Source organism: Candidatus Endomicrobiellum trichonymphae, assembly GCF_002355835.1.
GTDB lineage: Bacteria > Elusimicrobiota > Endomicrobiia > Endomicrobiales > Endomicrobiaceae > Endomicrobiellum > Endomicrobiellum trichonymphae.
The window spans coordinates 165,079-183,603 of record NZ_AP017459.1; the positions used below are offsets into that span (position 1 = coordinate 165,079).

Genomic DNA, 18,525 nt, shown 5'->3' on the forward strand with positions numbered 1-18,525 from the left:
TGTATAAAACGGTTTAGGATTTTTTGTATCTTTTTCGCTTTTGAATAATATGTGTTTCTTATTCGTTGACCGTCAGCTATTGTGGTTTGCTCCGCTTTTTATTTTCTTTTTTTCGCATTGAGGAAAAAATGTTCAATTATATTTTCGGATTGTTTTCAAATGATATGGGTATAGATCTCGGAACGGCTTCCGTTCTTGTTTTCATTAAAGGGCAGAATATCGTCTTAAGAGAGCCGTCTGTCGTGGCTATGGAACGCGATACAAAGTGCGTTTTAGCTATCGGCGTGGAAGCAAAAAAAATGCTCGGCAAAACTCCCGCGAATATTATTGCCGTAAGACCTTTGAGAAACGGAGTTATTGCGGATTTTGAAGCAACCGAGAAGATGATAAGATATTTTATAAGAAAAGTTCACAAAAAAAGAACGTTGCTTCATCCCAGGATAGTTATAGGCGTTCCTTCCGGAATTACTGAAGTTGAAAGAAGAGCTGTCAGAGAATCCGCAGAACAAGCTGGTGCAAGGGAAGTTTATCTTATCGACGAGCCTATGGCTGCTGCAATCGGTGCTGGTATACAAATTCAGGAGCCTGAAGGGAGTATGATAGTTGATATCGGCGGAGGTACGACCGAAGTTGCCATTATATCTTTGGGTGGTATGGTTATTGCAAAGTCGCTTGATATTGCGGGCGATAAAATGGACGAAGCCATAGTTCAGTATTTCAGACGGAAATATAATCTTACTATAGGTGAAAATACGGCGGAGGGAGTTAAAATGAAAATAGGTTCCGTATTTCCGCTTGAAGAAGAACTATCTGTGGATGTAAAAGGCAGGGATCTTCTTACTGGTCTTCCTAAAACGGTCAATATTAGTTCGGAGGAAGTCAGGGTTGCATTGTCGGAGCCTATCAAAAAAATAACGGAAATTGTAAAAAATGTCCTTGAAGAAACTCCGGCGGAACTTTCCGCAGATCTTATTGACCGTGGAATAATATTGAGCGGAGGCGGCTCTCTTGTAAAAGGACTTCCGGATCTCTTATCAAAAGAAACTGAACTTCCCGTAAATCGGGCAGATGATCCGCTAGGCTGTGTTGCAAAAGGAACAGGTTCATATTTAGATGAACTGGATAACATAAAAAATTCCAGGAAAAGACGCATGTAGTTGAATTATCTGGCTGTGCAAATCTTTTTTTTGTTCTGCAGCGGGTTTTGATAAAATGTGCCAACATCAAGAATCAAAATATGAAAATATCATCTTTGTATTTCTTCTTTTAATTGGGTTTTTTTTAATAGCCGGCAGACTTACTTCTCCTGTAAAACTTATAAAAAATCTTGTTTACTACATTTCTTATCCCACTCTCAGAACGGCGGATTGTATCTTTCGTTCCATGGAAACTTTTGCCGACAATGTTAAAGCAATAGTTTATACGCATCGGGAAAATATTGTCTTTAAACAAAAAAATCAGGAACTTACTGATAAACTTCGCAGTTATGATGCAATATCTGAAGAATGTAATAACCTATCAAGACTTTTAAAATTAACAAAAATAAAAAATATCATATGCGTTTTTGCTGGAATTTCCTTTGGAGCGCTGGATGAACGGTACCAGTGGTATATCTTAGATAAAGGTGGAGCTGACGGTTTATACAATGAACTTCCAGTGGCAATGCTTAATAAAGAAAACGATATATTATGTGTTTCGGGGAAAATAATAGAAACTTATAAGACTTCGTCAAAGGTTGTTTTGATAACAAATTCAATTTCTATACTTCCTGTGGAAATTAAAGATAAAGGCATTAATTGTCTTGCCGAAGGATCCAATTCAAGCTTATTAAAGATTACCTATATTCCATTCGATGCTGATGTTAAACCCGGCGATGAAATTGTTGTAAGCGGATTGAGCGCGGTTTTTCAAAAAGGTATGCCTGTGGGCGTTATTACGGCAGTATCGGAAGGAGTTTCTGCGGATTTTAAAACTGCAACGGCTAAAGTTTTTTATGAAAATAATATTCTTAATAAAGCAGTTGTTCTTGTACCGCAAAAAGAATGAAAAAGTTAATTTTTTATTTTTTCCTTTATTTTATTTTTTGTATGCTTCAGTTTTTTTTTGGCAGATACATAAATATTTACGGAATTTTCCCAAACTTTATACTGATTTTTGTTGTATACCTTGGTTTTTCAAAAGGAATAATAAATACGCAGTTAATGGGTTTTCTGTTTGGCTTAACATGGGATGTTTTCTCAACGGACATTTTCGGCATAAGAACGGTAATGTTTACAGTTATAGGATACCTTGCCGGCAGATTTTGCAAAGACTTTGATAGAGAAAAGATTTTTACGCAGATTGTGATAATGTTTTTTGCAGGTACTATTTATTGGTTAGGCTTCGGTTTAATTTATTTTATTTTTGGGGATAATGGAAATTGTGCGTTTTCTTTTAGTATTCTTTCGGTTTCTTCAAAAATTCTTGTCACAGCGACGTTTACTCCCTTAGTATTTTATATTTTAGAAAAGATGGATATTATCTGGCACCGCGATACAACTGAAAGATAGAAAAAAGGAACGACTAAAAATGAAATAATAATAATACTTTTAATTTAGGGTTGCTGCTGTTTACGTCTCATGAAAAGCCGAGAGAGTTTTATTAAACATCAACAAAGAAGCTGATAGCAGCTCTCTTGGGGTGGTATCCCCCCCCATTTGCGTACGAATATAAATCATGCCATGCAGTTGCGGTGATAGTTTAGGCTTTATCGTTGTTTGGAAGGGTAGAAAATGGATTTATAAAAGAATATCTGGGTCTAAAAAAGATATGAGTGTTTTCAAGAAATTAGATGGTTATGTTAATTGAAACGATTACTCTAAAGAGGATGTATTTTAGCTGATGAGGAAATGACTCAGTTATTGTACCTTTATAAATGTTGCAAGCGAGGATAAAAGGATGAGTTTTAAACTGAAAAGAAGGCTGATCATTGTTAATGCAATGCAGGACATAGAAATTAAGGACGCAAAAATGAAAGAAATAAGCTGGTGGTATAGCTGAGAGAGTTATTAAAATAGCAACAAAGAGGTTGATAGTAGCTCTCTTGTAACTGCTGGTAGATAAAGAGAAACTAGAACAAGTATTAATAACAACTTTAAAAGAGCCTGCCTTATATGTTTCTTTAGGTATAGTCCAGAGGGCACTGGCAGTATTGGCATCGTCTGGTGTTGTCGTTAAAGCTGTTGCTTAGTATGCTTAGAGAAATCGTTGGGTGTTTCTTTGTTAGTTACCAAAGTGCTATTAAAAAAAGGGAGCAGTGTTCACAGAGTTTCGCTATGGAGTAAACTGTTGCTCATTTTAAAAACTATTAAAAGCGTAGGTGTACATATTTATGAAAAAAATAATTAGTATTTATGTTTTGATGTCTTTAGTGTTGCTTTAGCGGTTGAAGATAATACAGTCCGTCTATGATATCAGGGATGAAGTTGCGAATTTGCAATCAATGTCAGTTAGAAATATTACCTAATAAAGGTGGTTGCGTAAATGGTGTGGCAGAAGGAAGATATATCTGCTTATGAAGCTTTTCTTAAAAAACACAAGATGATTCTTGTGTTTTTTATTTTTTTATTTATTTGTCTTTCTATGCGGCTTTTTTATCTTCAGATTGTCAAGGGTAGCAGCTACCGAAAAGTTTCGGAGCAGCAAAGGATACATAATACGTACGAACGCGCTCCAAGAGGAGTAATTTATTCTGCGGACAACGCCATACTTGCGGAAAATGAATTCTCTTACGTTGCTTTATTTTATCCTTTTGAGCAGCAGTGGACTTTGTCAGACGAGAGTATAAAGGAACTCAATAAAATTTTAGGAAGAAATATAAAATTTACTGCAGATAAAAATTGGAGATACGGCACATTTATAAAACTTGCAGATAACATTACGATTGAAGAGATGTTTAAAATAAAAGAAAAAAAGTTGATTTTAAAAGATATTTCCGTCATAAAAAAGCCGCATAGAATTTATTATTATCCGGAAGTTGCAAGTCATATAATAGGTTATATAGGTGAAATAAGAGCTGACGAAATTGAAGAATTGTCGGAACAGGGATATAAAGTAGGAGATTATATAGGCAGAGGGGGCGTAGAACAGTCCTATGACAAGTACTTGCAGGGCAGAGACGGCGACTGGCAGACTGAAGTAAACGCAAAAGGATATAAGGTAAAGTCGTTTAAATATGTTCCGCCGGAAATCGGGGCAAGTGTTTACTTAACGGTGGATTTAAAACTCCAGAAAGTCGCTTACGATGCGTTAAAAAACAGCAGTACCGGCAGAGGAGCAGCGGTAGTGCTTGACACAAGAACCGGTGCTGTAAAAGCGTTGGTTTCGTGTCCGGGTTTTGATACAAATAGAGTTGGCACTAAAGATTTTGGGATATATTTAAAAGATAAAAAGCTGCCGCTTTTTAACAGATCGCTTCAAGCCCTTTATCCTCCGGGATCCGTATTTAAAATAATAACGTTTGTCGCAGCCGTAGAACTTCTAAATGTTGATGCTGAAAAAACAATGCATTGTGACGGCAGTTTTGAACTTGGCGACAGGCATTATTCCTGCTGGTATAAGCCGGGCCACGGCGAAATGAATCTTATTTCCGCGACGGTGCAGTCGTGCAATATTTATTTTTATCAGTTAGGGCTAAAACTTGGTATAAAAAATCTTGAAAAATATGCAAAAAATTTTTATCTCGGACAAAAAACGGAAATAGACTTGCCTAATGAAAAAAGGGGTTTTGTTCCCAGTCCGGAGTGGAAAAAATTGAAATCAAAAGTGTCATGGCTTCAAGGCGACACGGTTATATTTGCAATAGGTCAGGGTGCGCTTTGGGCAACGCCTCTTCAGATGGCATATATAATAGCTGCTGTTGCAAATAAGGGTGTATATTATAAACCTTATATTGTGGATAGAGTTATAGATTTTAACGGCAATGAAGTTTATAAACATACGTTAGAATGCGCTGGGCGGACAGATGTGTCGGACAGGACATGGGATCTGTTGTATAAAGCGCTTTTGGAAGTCGTTGAAAGCGGTACGGGAAGAAGAAGCAGACTTTCCGGTATTAAAATTGCAGGTAAAACTGGAACAGCCCAAAACCCGCATGGAAAAGACCATGCTTGGTTTATTTCCTATGCGCCTGCCGATTCTCCTGAAATTGCAATAGCGGTTATTGTTGAAAATGGTGGTGGCGGCGGACTTAACGCTGTTCCCGTAGGCAGGAAAATATATGAAGCTTATTTTAATGTAGAGTCGGAAAAGGAAGAACAGCAGTGATTGATAAAAAACAGTTTTTTCAGCATCTTATTTCAGATATAGATTGGCGGCTTATTTCTGTGCTTTTGATTTTAATGTTGATAAGTTTTATTGCAATATATTCTGCAGGCGTTAATTACAGAATTTCGTTTAAGTATCTTTCAGTTCAGATTTTAGCGTTTGGAATAGGTTTTATATGGCTTTTTCTTTTTGCGAGTTTTAATTACCAGCATTATAGGCGTTTTGATAAGTTTATTTATATTTCGTCTCTTGCTCTTTTGGTTTCTGTTTTGATTTTTGGTTCAGTAAAAAGGGGGACGAGAGGCTGGTTTGATTTCGGATTTATATCTTTTCAGCCTGTAGAAATTGCAAAAGTAATGTTTATTTTGGCACTTGCTTCTTTCCTTGATAAGAGAGCAGAAGAATCGAGAAAAATATCTTTTTTAATTTACGCATTTACAATACTTGCGGGTCATTTGGTGCTTATAGTGATGCAGCCTGATTTTTCTTCCACACTTTCTTATTTTCCTGTCACTTTAGTTCTTCTTTTTATGGCAGGCGTTAACCCTTTTTATCTGCTTTGCAGCACTGTTTTAGGAAGTCTAGCCGCAGGCATACCTCTTTTAGAGACATTTCTGGATATGCCTCTGAAATCTTTAGGAAGCGAAACATTTTTAACGAGTTTGGGAGTTTCTTTAAAGACTGGCTGGACCGGCATTTATATTATTGCGGCAGTATTGTTTCTGATAGCGGGCGGATGGTATTTACTGTGGAAGTTTCGGGTTAAAATTCCTATTATTTATCCGGCTGTTTTGTGTGGCGCGATACTGATTGGTTGTGCGGCTTCTATACCTGTGGAAAAGTCGTTAAAAGACTATCAAAGGAAAAGACTTGTGGTGTTTTTAAATCCCAAGGTTGATCCGCGTGGAGCGGGTTACAATATAATACAGTCTAAAATAGCCATAGGTTCAGGCAGATTTACGGGAAAGGGGTTTAAAAGAGGAACGCAAACTCAGCTGGGCTTTTTACCGGAGCAGCATACGGATTTTATTTTCTCGGTTATTGGCGAAGAAGGCGGTTGGATTATATCGCAGCTTACTCTCTTTTTATATATATTTTTTATTTGGCGGGCTCTTGTTATAGCAAAGGAAGCTCGTGACAGATACGGATCTCTTGTTGCGGTGGGATTTGCCGCGATGTTTACGTTTTATGCAGTGATCAACATAGGCATGGTTATGGGTATAATGCCTGTAACGGGTATGCCTCTGCTTCTTCTCTCTTACGGCGGTTCATCAATTTTTTCATCACTGTGTGCTGTTGGTATTTTGTGCTCTATTCACATAAGGAGACATATCTATTATTGATGTTTTTTCTTAGCTCTTTTCTCAAAATATGTGCCGTTTGTAGATAGGTTTGCAAAAATATAGTAAAAAATATAAAATTACTAATACAGTTAAAATACTAAAAGGAGAAATAAAAAATGAAAAAACTGGTGTTATTTGTAGCATTAGCGGCAGTATTTGTTTTATCATTTGTATCTTGTAGTGGCAGTAAGTCAGAAGATACTTCAGCAGAAAATGGCAATGTTGAAAGCGGTGTTCAAGAGCCTGGTGGCAGTAATGCAGATGTGCTGCAGCAGTAAGGGTATAAGATTATCATAGATGAATGTATCATCAGAAGCAGCTGCAAGACTAGTTTATCGGCTTTTCTTGTAATATCTATACATTTTATTTCTTTCTCTGATAACTTGACAGAGATATTGCCTTTAAAAGATGAGATTGTTTTTATGTAAGGGTACTTTTAGGTGTAAATTACATCGAAATGAAACGTAGGTAAACGCTGAAGTTCTGTGAGAAGTTGTTTACGTCTCAAATAAAAAATAAAGAGACTGTCTGTTTGACAGACAGTCTCTTTATTTATGCTGTAGTATTTTATAGCTTAAAAAGTGATGGAAATTCTTATTCCATTTAACTAAAGCTGATAATTTTCTGTCTTGATTTCTAAAATACTAGATAACTGGAGCTATAGAGACGTAGTCATTTACCGCAAAGTTATAATACAATTCTAATTCTATTTGTATTTCGTTGCTATTTTTGTAAGTTTTTAATAGTATACATCTATCCGACTGCAAAACCTGTTACATCATTTATTCTTGACCATTTTAAGCCTTTTATCTGAGCGTCGATATTCCATAAAAGAAATGGAAGATCTATTTGCCGCAATTAAATCTGCAAAAGAAATTAGAAAAAACAATAGAGGAAATTTAAAAGTCCCAAAGGAATTTAATATAAATATAGTAGCGGATAAAACTTTTGTGGTAAAAAATGGAGGTTGTTGTTAAGTGTAGCGGGCTATATTGACATTGAAATTGTTTTTTTATAACATAATTAAAATGGTTTTATTTGCTTGCTTGAAGTCGTTGATGTGGAAATAGCGGTAATTGTGCAGTTACAGAGAGCGGGCGCAGCTGAGATCCTCGTACGATGCAGATTATCAAATGGACCATGAATGACGCGGCCAAAAGGATTACGGTTTATGACTCTATCCGGCTGTAATATCCCTAGTATTCCGCGACGCATAGCAGTCGTTATTTGCGATGTGGGTATCAGCGCTCTTAAAAAGTTCGGATTTGGTTTTTGCTATTCCCGTAAATCAAGGTGGTACCGCGGATAATTTTATACGTCCGTCCTTGACATATATTTTTATGTCATGGACAGGCGTTTTTTTTTACTTTACATAGGAGAGAAAAATGATTAGACCTTCGTTTGAAGAGGCGAAAAAGTTTTTTGAGGATTGCACTATAGTTCCAGTATGTACAGAAATTTTTGCGGATATCAGAACGTCTGTTGAAATCCTCAAAATTTTTACGTCGGCAAATAAAAAATGTTATCTGCTTGAAAGCGTCGAGAGTTTTGCTTTCGGAGAGACTTGGGGAAGATATTCTTTTCTTGGCTGCGACCCGAAATTTACCGTCAGATGCAACAATAATAAAATTTTTATAGACAACGGCGCAAAGAAAGAAATAACAACGGATAACCCTGTAAAAATATTGAGAGATATCATTTCGGAATATAAAAGTCCTAAGATAGAGTATATGCCTCCGTTTACGGGTGGATTAGCGGGATACTTTTCTTACGATTTTGTTAAGTACGGTAAGAAATCTTTAAATCTTTCAAATTTAAATGACGAAAATTTTGATGATTTTTATCTTATGCTCTTTGATACGATTATAGCTTTTGATCATTTAAAACAAAAAATTTTTATTGTAGTAAACGTTCCCGTGAGAGATTTTGAAAAGAATTTTATAAAAGCGGAAGAAAAACTCAAGAAAATGGAATATCTTATAAGGAACGGCGTGGCAAAAAAAGAGCAAAAGTCAGAACTTAAGTCGGACTTCAAAATGCTTCATGATAAAAAAGAGTTTATTAATATGGTTGAAAAAGTGAAAGGACATATACGCGAAGGCGATATTTTTCAGGCTGTGATATCAAACAGAGCTGAGGCGGATTTCAGTGGCAGTCTTATACAGACATACAGAGTTTTAAGAACTACAAATCCGTCGCCGTATATGTTTTATTTCAATTTCGGAGATATTGAGATTGCTGGTGCTTCGCCTGAGACGCTTGTTACTTTAAAAAATAAAAAAATAACAAATTATGCTCTAGCTGGAACGTGCAGACGCGGAGCGAACGCCGCCGAAGACGAATTTCTTATTTCGCAGCTTTTAAACGACGAAAAAGAACTTTCGGAACATAATATGCTTGTGGATTTAGGAAGAAATGATTTAGGCAAAGTCAGCGAGTTCGGTTCTGTAAAGGTAACGGAATATATGAAAATTTTGAAATTTTCGCATGTAAGTCACATAGCGTCGGTACTAAGTTCAACTATAGAGGACGGTTATGATCATCTCGACGCTTTGTCAGCGGTTCTTCCAGCGGGAACTTTATCCGGCGCTCCCAAAAAGAGAGCCTGCGAGATTATAAACGATTTGGAGAAACATAAACGCGGGACTTACGGCGGTGCGATAGGGTACATAGATTTTACAGGAAATATGGATATGTGTATTGCAATAAGAATGGTAAAACTGCAAAACGGGAAAGTTTATGTTCAGTCCGGTGCTGGTGTTGTTGCAGACAGCGATCCGGAAAAAGAATATAACGAGTGTAGTCAAAAAGCGCGTGCAGTTATTAATGCGCTTCAAATTGCACAGGAGGAGAAAATATGATTTTGATTATAGATAATTACGACAGTTTTTCTTATAACCTTTACCAGTATGTCGGAACTATAAATAAGGACGTAAAAGTTATAAAAAATGATGAAATGACGGTTAAAGAGATAGAGGAATTAAATGCGACAAATTTAATTATTTCGCCGGGTCCGGGAAGACCGGATGCCGCGGGAGTATGTGAAGAAACGATAAAATATTTTAAAGGGAAAATACCGATACTGGGAGTTTGTCTGGGACATCAGGCGATATGTGAGGTGTTTGGAGCAAAGATTACGTATGCAAAAACGTTAAAGCACGGCAAAACCAGCGATATACATATTGCTAACGGCAGCCCTGTTTTTAAAGGACTTTCTCCTGTTCTTAGAGCCGCAAGGTATCATTCCCTAATTGCAGACAGAGCGACTATTCCCGATGAGCTGCTTGTGATAGCCGAAGATGAAGAATCGCAGGTAATGGGCGTAAAACATCAGGACTGCGATCTTTACGGACTGCAGTTTCACCCGGAGTCGGTGCTTACAAAAAATGGAATGACGATAATTGAAAACTTTCTCAGTTTGAGGGGGACAAGATGATACGGGAAGCTATTTATGAAATCGTAAACAGGAATAATCTTACAATAGATAAAACAAAAGAAGTAATGAATCGGATAATGGACGGCGGAGCTACCGATGCGCAGATTGCGTCTTTTCTTACGTCATTGAGACTTAAAGGCGAGACTATTGAAGAGATAACGGCTTGCGCAATGGTTATGAGGGAAAAATGTCAGAAATTAAATCCCGAATTTGACGTGCTTGATATTGTGGGAACAGGCGGCGATGAACTTGCGACGTTTAACATTTCAACAATATCGTCTTTTATCATTGCGGCGGCTGGCGTGCCGGTTGCAAAACATGGCAACAGAAGCGTATCGAGCAAATGCGGAAGCGCGGATTTGCTTGAAGTTTTAGGAGTAAATATAATGCTTAGCCCGCAGCAGTGCGAAGCGATATTAAAAAAAGTCGGAATGTGCTTTTTAATGGCGCAGACATTTCATTCGTCAATGAAATATGTGGCTAAAGTGAGAAAAGAGCTTGGTATAAGAACGATATTTAATATTTTAGGACCTCTTGCAAATCCGGCGAAAGCAAGTTATGAGCTTATCGGCGTTTACGATGAAAATCTTGTGGAGCCTATAGCGAGTGTACTTGTAAATCTAGGTGTAAAAAGAGCGATGGTAGTACACGGGCATGACGGACTTGACGAAATAACATTGTCTGACACTACGACTATTTGCGAAGTAAATCGCGGCAGATTAAACAGTTTCTTTATTACGCCGGAACAGTTTGGATTAAAAAGATGCAGCTTATCTGAATTGATAGGCGGAACGCCTCAGGAAAACAGAGAAATAGCGTTAAATATTTTAAACGGCGAGCAGGGAGCTAAAAGAGATACCGTTGTTTTAAATTCCGCTGTGTGCTTATATATGTTTTATGATAATATGACGCTTAAGCAGTGTTTGAGAATGGCTCAGGATATGATTGACAGTAAAAAAGCGTTAAATAAACTTGACGAGTTTATAAAGGCGTCGCATGAGACTTAAAGGAAAAGGAATGTGCTTGATAGCGGTTTGTCTTGCTTGTCCGTTTGAGAGATGTTGTCCGGTCGGTGTAATTCGGACGAACGGAGCACAGTCAAAGGCAGCGGGATTTAATCGTTGCGGAGTGTGATTCTCTTATTTCTTTTTCCTCATATCGTGGAGTGAATTGAGGTAAAGGTCGGAAAGTGCAGGTAATCAAAGATTAAAAGCTGAAGGTCAAGGGATATAAAGAAATTGATGATAAGTTGTCGTTTTTCCATTGTCCTGAAAAGCATAAAATGTTTGAACGTGAGATTTATTTTTGTAAAAGTGTTAATGAGGTATAATAATAAAAATGATATTGGATAAAATTGTCGCGGCAACAAAAGTAAGAGTGGAAAAAGCAAAACTTCAAAAATCTTTTAAAACAGCGAAAAGAGAAGCCTTATTAAATAAAAAAAAGAATTTTGTTTCTTTTAAAAAAGCATTATCAAAAGCGGGAATAAATTTTATCTGCGAAGTTAAAAAGGCATCGCCGTCAAAAGGATTGATTTCAACTGACTTTAAATATAAAGAAATTGCTCTGGAATATGAAAAAACTGGAGCCGCCGCGATTTCCGTTCTCACTGAACCGAATTTTTTTCTTGGCAGCATAAGGTATTTGCAGGAGATAAAAAGTATTGTTAAAATACCTGTTTTGCGCAAAGATTTTATAATAGATTCTTACCAAATATATGAATCGAGAGTCATCGGCGCGGATGCAGTTCTTTTAATATGTGCTGTTTTATCATACGATGTTTTAAAGGAATTTTTGGAGACGGCGCAGGGACTCGGTATGTCTTGTCTTGTTGAAGCTCACAATGAGGAAGAAATTGAGACAGCGTTGAAAGCCGGTGCGGAGATAATAGGCGTAAATAACAGGAATCTTAGAACTTTTGAAGTTGATTTTGGCAACAGTATGAAACTCCGCAGACTTGTGCCGGTCGATAAAATTTTTGTTTCAGAAAGTGGAATTAAAACGAAAAAACATATAGATATTCTTAAAGCAAATGATGTCAATGCGGTTTTGATAGGCGAAGAACTTATGAAAAGCGGAAATATTGCGGAACGTCTTAGAGAATTGAAAGACTGAAAAAGAACTGACTGCCGTCTGTCGCCGGGTCTGATAAATCTATCGGTGTGGGGATGGGTAGAAAATAATAAACGGTTTCTGCCTGACATTTGAGACAATAGCGGGTCTTTTCGCAGTTTTTGCGGCAAGACTTGCCGGTTTGATTTGATACAAGACGACGAAGGCCGGGACGTCAGGTTTTAAGTGATAAAAATCAGCGGAGAATTGCAGTTAATGCCGAAAATAAAAATATGCGGACTTAAAAGAGAAGAGGACGTAAGTTTTGTAAACATTGCAAAGCCGGATTATGCCGGTTTTGTTTTTGCAGGCGTAAAAAGAAAAATAGATTTTAACACTGCTGTAAGATTCAGATCTTTACTTGATGATACAATTCAGTCGGTCGGCGTTTTTGTAAACGATAAAATTGATAATATTGTAAATTTGTGTGAGGATAAAACCATAGATTTGGTTCAGCTTCACGGCGGAGAAGATGAGTCTTACATAGGCAGATTAAAAGAGAGAATTAAAAAACCGGTTGTAAAAGCCGTGAGGGTAAAAGATAAAATTTACAGCGCCGCGACAAAAGCGGATTTTATGCTTTTTGATACGTATAGCAGCTTCGAATACGGCGGCAGCGGAAAAATTTTTGATTGGGATTTGCTTAAAGAGTTCAGAAACCCATTTTTTCTTGCTGGTGGACTGAATAGAGATAATATTGCGGAAGCGTTAAAAAAGTTGAATCCTTATTGCGTTGATTTAAGCAGCGGCGTTGAAACGAATGGCGTAAAAGATTTGAATAAAATTATTGAGACGGTAAAAATTTTAAGAAGTTTATAAAAACCGGATGCAGAGTTCTTTGTCTGTCATTATAAGGCTGGCAGCGACGTTGCGGATGGAATAATCCGGATTTTATAGTTTTAAAAACACCTTCAGGCTTTTGTTTTTCAGAATGACAATCATAGAGGAAGGAGATAGATAATGTCAAAAGGAAAATTTGGGATTCATGGCGGCCAGTATATTACGGAAACTCTTATGAGTGCCGTGAACGAACTTGAATCGGCTTATAACAGTTTTAAAAATGACGGGCATTTTAACGAGGAGCTTACTGCTCTGCTCAACGGGTATGCTGGAAGACCTTCGGAGTTATATTATGCTAAGAATGTTACCGAAAAACTCGGCGGGGCAAAAATATATTTAAAAAGGGAAGATTTAAATCATACCGGATCGCATAAAATAAACAACGTTTTGGGGCAGACTCTGCTTGCCAAAAAAATGGGCAAAAAAAGAGTTATAGCGGAAACTGGAGCGGGGCAGCACGGAGTTGCGACTGCGACAGCCGCTGCACTGCTTGGCATGGAATGCGAAATTTTTATGGGCGAAGAGGATACCGAAAGACAGGCTTTAAATGTTTTCAGAATGCAGCTGCTTGGCGCAGAAGTTCATCCTGTAAAAAGCGGCACGAAAACTTTAAAGGATGCCGTAAGCGAAACTATGAGAGAGTGGAGCAAAAGGGTTGATGATACATTTTATGTTTTGGGTTCGGTAATGGGACCACATCCATATCCGCAGATTGTGAGGGATTTTCAAAGTGTTATAAGCAAGGAAATAAAAGAACAGTTGATGAAAAGAGAATCTATTCTTCCGTCCGCTGTTATAGCCTGCGTCGGAGGAGGGTCAAATTCAATAGGCGCTTTTTACAATTTTATAAACGATAATGAAGTCAGGCTTATAGGCTGCGAAGCTGCTGGCAAAGGCGTTGACACTTTTGAAACCGCTGCTACAATTGCAAAAGGCAGGCTTGGAATATTTCACGGAATGAAATCGTATTTCTGCCAGACGGAAAAAGGACAAATTGCGCCTGTATATTCGATTTCTGCAGGACTTGATTATCCGGGCATAGGTCCGGAACATGCGTATCTGCACGATACAAAAAGAGCGCAGTATGTTCCCGTTACCGATGATGAAGCTGTCGGAGCATTTGAATTTTTATCAAAAACCGAAGGAATTATTCCCGCAATAGAATCTGCGCATGCAATGCATTATGCAATTAAGATTGCCCCTGAAATGAAAAAAGACGAGATAATAGTTGTCTGTATTTCTGGCAGAGGCGATAAAGATGTTGCAATGATTGCCAAATACAAGGGGGTAAATATTAATGAATAATATCCGTTCTTCTACTGCTGCCTCAAAAAGCAGGTGGCTTATCACAGAAATATTTAAAAATGGAAAGGCTCTGATAACATATCTTACGGCTGGAGATCCGTCTCTTGATAAAACTGAAGACTACGTTTTGACAATGGCTGAAAATGGATCTGATTTAATAGAAATAGGCATACCTTTTTCGGATCCTGTGGCAGAGGGTGAGACGATACAAAATGCAATGACAAGAGCATTGTCAAAAAATATAGATTTAGATGATATTTTTAATGTTGTTGAAAACGTCCGAAAAAAGTCAAATGTTCCGCTTGTATTTATGACGTATTTAAATCCTTTGTTTTCTTATGGATATGAAAAGTTTTTTAAAAAGTGCGCCAGTACGGGAATAAACGGCATAATCGTTCCAGATATGCCTTTTGAAGAGCAGGACGAAATCAAAAGTTTTACTGATAAATACGACATAACGATTATTACGCTCATAGCTCCTACGTCTAAAGAGAGAATAAGTGTTTTGGCAAAGCAGGCGGAAGGTTTTATATATCTTGTTTCATCGCTTGGCGTTACGGGAGTGAGAAGCAGGATAACCACCAATATTGACGCTATAGTCTCTGAAATAAAGAAAGTGACGGATACGCCTGTTGCTGTAGGATTTGGGATTTCTACTCCCGAGCAGGCAAAAAAAGTGACAAAGTCTGCCGACGGTGTGATAATAGGAAGCGCTGTTGTAAAAATAATTGCAGAGTATAAAGAAAGCGCCGCTTCCAAACTTGCGGAATATGTTTCAGAAATCAAGAGAGTTATACAGGACTGAGATTAAAATATGCCGGAAAAATGTTTTTACCCGACTTTCATGGTTTGAAATATCAATAGCTTTAAAGAGAAGAGATGTTTCCTGCCAAAAGACTATGATAGCTCCTGCCATAGACTTTTTCTTTTGAGGGAAGGAAAAAGCGAAAGTTGTTGTTTTAGGAAAAGACAAGATAGGGTTGACGTAACAAAAAAGAATTTCAACAGATAAGTTTAGGATTATTTCAGTCGCCGTATTATTCTTGTGATAGGCAGAACTAAAATTCTTACCTCTTGCCATATATTTTTGATAAAAGCGGATTTCTTACTTTTGCAGAAATGACACTTTTTTAACTGTTTCTACTATTCCAACAGTTTGTAGAATATTGTTTCAGAAGTTTTCATTGTCGGACAGCCAAATAGCATACCTTAAATAATATTTCAAGTTAGATTTAGAATAGTGCTATACTATCAACAATTTTTTAAATTCATAAAAAGAAAGTATTGGGGAATTAATTTTTTTAAAAAAGAAGCAAACACTTTATTTGTTATCATAAAGGGTTTAATTTTATAACTAGAATCTACAATTAGATTCTGACTTTTAAAAAATCTTATATAATCCCCCTTTATATAATCAATTCGTTTTTGAAATTTTTCAGCAGATTTCTTTTCAAAGAAAAATCTTTTCTGTTCCATACTAGCTTCAAAAATAGAGCCTACTTTTTGTAAGAATTTGCACTCAATAACATAGATATCTCTATTTTTATATCATAATCTCCTAAATCATTAGGATGATTGCCTGCACTATCTCTAGAATGTAATTCTAACATATTGAAACTGTTTCTTTTTTAAAACGTCAACAATATCTACGACTATTTGTTTTTCATATCTTTTTTTCCACCTGCTTATTAAATAAAAAAGCAGACATCCATATATTTAATAGATTATGAAGCGTAACCGGAGAAAAAATAATATTGTCATCAATTTCTAATATAGACTTTATTTAAAATCTGTTATCTCTTTTTTCTCGCTCCCAAACAAGGAAGAACCTCAAAATTTTTGCCTTCTATTTGTCTTATTTTATCTGTTGAAATGCATAAAAAATTAAGTATTTTATCAATATTAACTTCATCAATATTTAAGTCTGGAAGATTAATAATATCGTTAATTAATTTTGAAAGTATATTGCTGGCAATTTCATAGCCGTTTTTAGTATATTCGGTAGGTAATTCAATCATATTACACATTTCTTCAAATTTAATATCAGTATCTTGAAAGAAAGCTTTTTTTGCTTCTTCAATAAAATTTTTATCGATTTCATCATTTTTGATTGGGTAAATTGCATTAGGATCAGGACGCTGCTTATATTTTTCTAAAAAATTCTTATATTTCGTACTGTTTTCAGTATTAACACGATAATCTGGTGTTACTTCGATAAAACAATCAAATTCGTTATGGTAAAAAATCAGCATTATTCTGCAGTTCTGATAACCAATGAGCAAAACACAATAGATAATCAAAATTTTCTTGATTACATTTTATAGTAGTATTTTTTTCTCGTCTTAGACTTAAATTAGTTTCTATTAAGTAAATAAGACCTCTGGAAACTAATCGTCTAATTTTTTGTTCAGTCTTATACATTCTATTATTCTTAAATATCTCTATAGCAGAAGCTGAATAAAAGCTGAGTGCTTTTATATGCAAATCAGACATTTCATAACGGATGAAATAATAAACAAATTATCAAAACATTCAAACCTAAAAGAGCAGATAAAAGAATGGCAAGAATTGGGAATGGTAGATAATAATTTTAGTTTCTCCGAAAGATCAGAAGCGCATAAATATTTGTCGATAGATACAAAACGTTTCAAAGATTTAGAATTAGATATTTTAGCCTTATTTGATAATTTAGACGAAGCGTTGGACGGCAGGTTAATACACAGCGAGAACTATCAGGCTCTTAATACTTTGCAGGAAAGATACAAAGAAAAAATACAGTGTATTTATATCGACCCGCCTTACAATACAAATTCATCTCCTATAATATATATTAATAATTATAAGGATTCATCATGGCTAACTATTATACATAATAGAATGGAGTTATCCAGGAAGTTACTAAAAGATAATGGAATAAACATAACAGCTATTGACGATATTGAATTAAGATATTTAACATTTTTGCAAGATAATGTATTCGGTAAAAATAACTATATAACAACCATTATAACAAAGTGCAATCCTCAAGGAAGAGTCGCTGACAAAATTTCTAAAACATACAGAATTTCATATACTGCACTCAGGTAAATTGTTCATTAAGAAAAATGACGAAAAAAAGCCATTTCCATTGAAAAGAGGCGGAACAAACTCAAAAAGAGTAGAAAGACCAAATAGATATTATCCAATACTTGTTAAAGATAATAAAATATATATGATAACAGATGAAGAATATAGCAAAATTTATAATAGAGAAAAACAGCTGTTTAACGACAATTTCGTAGAAAGTCTGAAAAATAAATATGAAAGTCAGGGGTTTTCTTTTATTTTATCTATAAATCAGAGAGACGAAAAAGTAGTTTGGCAGAGAAAATTCGAAAGAGTAAAAGAAGAGAAAGAAACTTATATTGTCAAAAATAATATTATTTCTACATCATCCTCTGATGTAGAAATACCAAAAACTCTATGGCAAGACGCTAAATTCTCAAACCCCCAATATGGAAGTTCATATCTAAAAGATATTTTAGGACACAATAAGTTCGAAACTCCTAAAAGTATAAATACAATAAAGCAATTTCTTTCAATGTTTGAGTCTACTGGAATTTATTTAGGGAACTACCGCAGAGGCTATAATAAGTGCAAATAAAGAGGATGATGGTGATAGAAAATATATCATTATTGAATTAGGAGCGCATATTGATACTATTATTATTCCAAGAATAAAAAAAATTATTTTTTCTGATTGTTGGAAAAATGGAATAAGTCAAAATGGGAAAGGAGTTTCTCAATTTTTCAAGTATTATTCTTTAGAACAATACGAAAATACTTTAAGAAATATGAAGTATTCAGAAAATATTCCATCTACTCTATGGGATACCAAAAACCCATTTGAAACTTATACTTTTAAAGCAGACCAAAAATTTGCCGATGTATTAAGCATAGAAAGCGAAATTTTGGAAGTTGATTTTAACAAATTATACAAAGATATAGATTTTGCGGAAACAATATCTAATCTTAAGGGATTACCTATAAAGAGAATAACTAAAACAGGCGTATTATTAGACGGCGAAAACAAAGAGATGAAAACTAATTATAAAGATATGGCGAATTCTGAAAAGATTGAATTTATAAGACTGTTAAAACCCTTACTTTGGTGGGGCGAATAACAGATATAGGAGATATAAAGAA

The 18,525-nt window shown here is 35.8% G+C and carries 18 protein-coding genes; 17 read left to right on the top strand and 1 reads right to left on the bottom strand.

The genetic code is table 11. The features are described from left to right. The first annotated feature begins 128 nt into the window (after positions 1-128). From RSTT_RS00835 to trpA, 14 genes are all read left to right on the top strand, one after another. Positions 129-1,157 carry a rod shape-determining protein gene (locus RSTT_RS00835; RefSeq protein WP_096525330.1) on the top strand — a complete coding sequence of 343 codons (1,029 nt, stop codon included), beginning with the start codon at positions 129-131 and terminating at the stop codon, positions 1,155-1,157. A 55-nt stretch (positions 1,158-1,212) separates the two neighbouring features. Beyond that, positions 1,213-2,046 carry a rod shape-determining protein MreC gene (gene mreC, locus RSTT_RS00840; RefSeq protein WP_096525331.1) on the top strand — a complete coding sequence of 278 codons (834 nt, stop codon included), beginning with the start codon at positions 1,213-1,215 and terminating at the stop codon, positions 2,044-2,046. Then, entirely contained in the window at positions 2,043-2,549 is a 507-nt protein-coding gene (mreD, locus tag RSTT_RS00845; RefSeq protein WP_096525332.1) for a rod shape-determining protein MreD, read from the top strand. Before mreC ends, mreD begins: the two co-directional genes overlap by 4 nt. A gap of 973 nt (positions 2,550-3,522) precedes the next feature. Continuing rightward, positions 3,523-5,304 (top strand): penicillin-binding protein 2, encoded by a 1,782-nt coding sequence (mrdA, locus tag RSTT_RS00850; RefSeq protein WP_096525333.1) that lies wholly within the window; start codon positions 3,523-3,525, stop codon positions 5,302-5,304. Next, on the top strand, positions 5,301-6,647 hold the full coding sequence (rodA, locus tag RSTT_RS00855; protein WP_096525334.1) for a rod shape-determining protein RodA: 1,347 nt from the start codon (positions 5,301-5,303) through the stop codon (positions 6,645-6,647). The genes mrdA and rodA overlap by 4 nt, the downstream gene beginning before the upstream one ends. Before the next feature lie 116 nt (positions 6,648-6,763). Continuing rightward, positions 6,764-6,925 carry a hypothetical protein gene (locus RSTT_RS06030; protein WP_158302762.1) on the top strand — a complete coding sequence of 54 codons (162 nt, stop codon included), beginning with the start codon at positions 6,764-6,766 and terminating at the stop codon, positions 6,923-6,925. Between the two features lie 1,107 nt (positions 6,926-8,032). After that, on the top strand, positions 8,033-9,508 hold the full coding sequence (locus tag RSTT_RS00860; protein WP_015423128.1) for an anthranilate synthase component I family protein: 1,476 nt from the start codon (positions 8,033-8,035) through the stop codon (positions 9,506-9,508). Beyond that, positions 9,505-10,083, top strand: coding sequence for an anthranilate synthase component II (locus RSTT_RS00865; RefSeq protein WP_015423129.1), 579 nt, complete (start codon positions 9,505-9,507; stop codon positions 10,081-10,083). The genes RSTT_RS00860 and RSTT_RS00865 overlap by 4 nt, the downstream gene beginning before the upstream one ends. Further along, entirely contained in the window at positions 10,080-11,090 is a 1,011-nt protein-coding gene (gene trpD / locus RSTT_RS00870; RefSeq protein ID WP_096525335.1) for an anthranilate phosphoribosyltransferase, read from the top strand. The genes RSTT_RS00865 and trpD overlap by 4 nt, the downstream gene beginning before the upstream one ends. After that, positions 11,080-11,217 carry a hypothetical protein gene (locus RSTT_RS06035; RefSeq protein WP_172412802.1) on the top strand — a complete coding sequence of 46 codons (138 nt, stop codon included), beginning with the start codon at positions 11,080-11,082 and terminating at the stop codon, positions 11,215-11,217. Before trpD ends, RSTT_RS06035 begins: the two co-directional genes overlap by 11 nt. A gap of 204 nt (positions 11,218-11,421) precedes the next feature. After that, positions 11,422-12,198 (top strand): indole-3-glycerol phosphate synthase TrpC, encoded by a 777-nt coding sequence (gene trpC, locus RSTT_RS00875; protein WP_015423131.1) that lies wholly within the window; start codon positions 11,422-11,424, stop codon positions 12,196-12,198. Between the two features lie 213 nt (positions 12,199-12,411). Then, positions 12,412-13,014: a phosphoribosylanthranilate isomerase gene (locus RSTT_RS00880; protein ID WP_096525336.1), complete on the top strand. Its 603-nt coding sequence runs from the start codon at positions 12,412-12,414 to the stop codon at positions 13,012-13,014. Positions 13,015-13,155: 141 nt separating this feature from the next. Beyond that, complete coding sequence (gene trpB, locus RSTT_RS00885) at positions 13,156-14,340, top strand: tryptophan synthase subunit beta (protein ID WP_096525337.1); 1,185 nt, start codon at positions 13,156-13,158, stop codon at positions 14,338-14,340. After that, positions 14,333-15,145 carry a tryptophan synthase subunit alpha gene (gene trpA / locus RSTT_RS00890; RefSeq protein WP_096525338.1) on the top strand — a complete coding sequence of 271 codons (813 nt, stop codon included), beginning with the start codon at positions 14,333-14,335 and terminating at the stop codon, positions 15,143-15,145. Before trpB ends, trpA begins: the two co-directional genes overlap by 8 nt. A gap of 988 nt (positions 15,146-16,133) precedes the next feature. Here trpA and RSTT_RS00900 read toward each other — a convergent pair. Then, complete coding sequence (locus RSTT_RS00900; RefSeq protein ID WP_096525340.1) at positions 16,134-16,592, bottom strand: hypothetical protein; 459 nt, start codon at positions 16,590-16,592, stop codon at positions 16,134-16,136. Positions 16,593-16,818: 226 nt separating this feature from the next. Between RSTT_RS00900 and RSTT_RS00910 the strand changes: the two genes are divergently transcribed. From RSTT_RS00910 to RSTT_RS00920, 3 genes are all read left to right on the top strand, one after another. Further along, positions 16,819-17,427 carry a DNA methyltransferase gene (locus RSTT_RS00910; protein ID WP_096525342.1) on the top strand — a complete coding sequence of 203 codons (609 nt, stop codon included), beginning with the start codon at positions 16,819-16,821 and terminating at the stop codon, positions 17,425-17,427. Position 17,428: 1 nt separating this feature from the next. After that, positions 17,429-17,983 carry a hypothetical protein gene (locus tag RSTT_RS00915; RefSeq protein ID WP_096525343.1) on the top strand — a complete coding sequence of 185 codons (555 nt, stop codon included), beginning with the start codon at positions 17,429-17,431 and terminating at the stop codon, positions 17,981-17,983. 190 nt (positions 17,984-18,173) lie between these two features. After that, positions 18,174-18,503 carry a hypothetical protein gene (locus RSTT_RS00920; RefSeq protein ID WP_096525344.1) on the top strand — a complete coding sequence of 110 codons (330 nt, stop codon included), beginning with the start codon at positions 18,174-18,176 and terminating at the stop codon, positions 18,501-18,503. Positions 18,504-18,525: the final 22 nt, after the last annotated feature.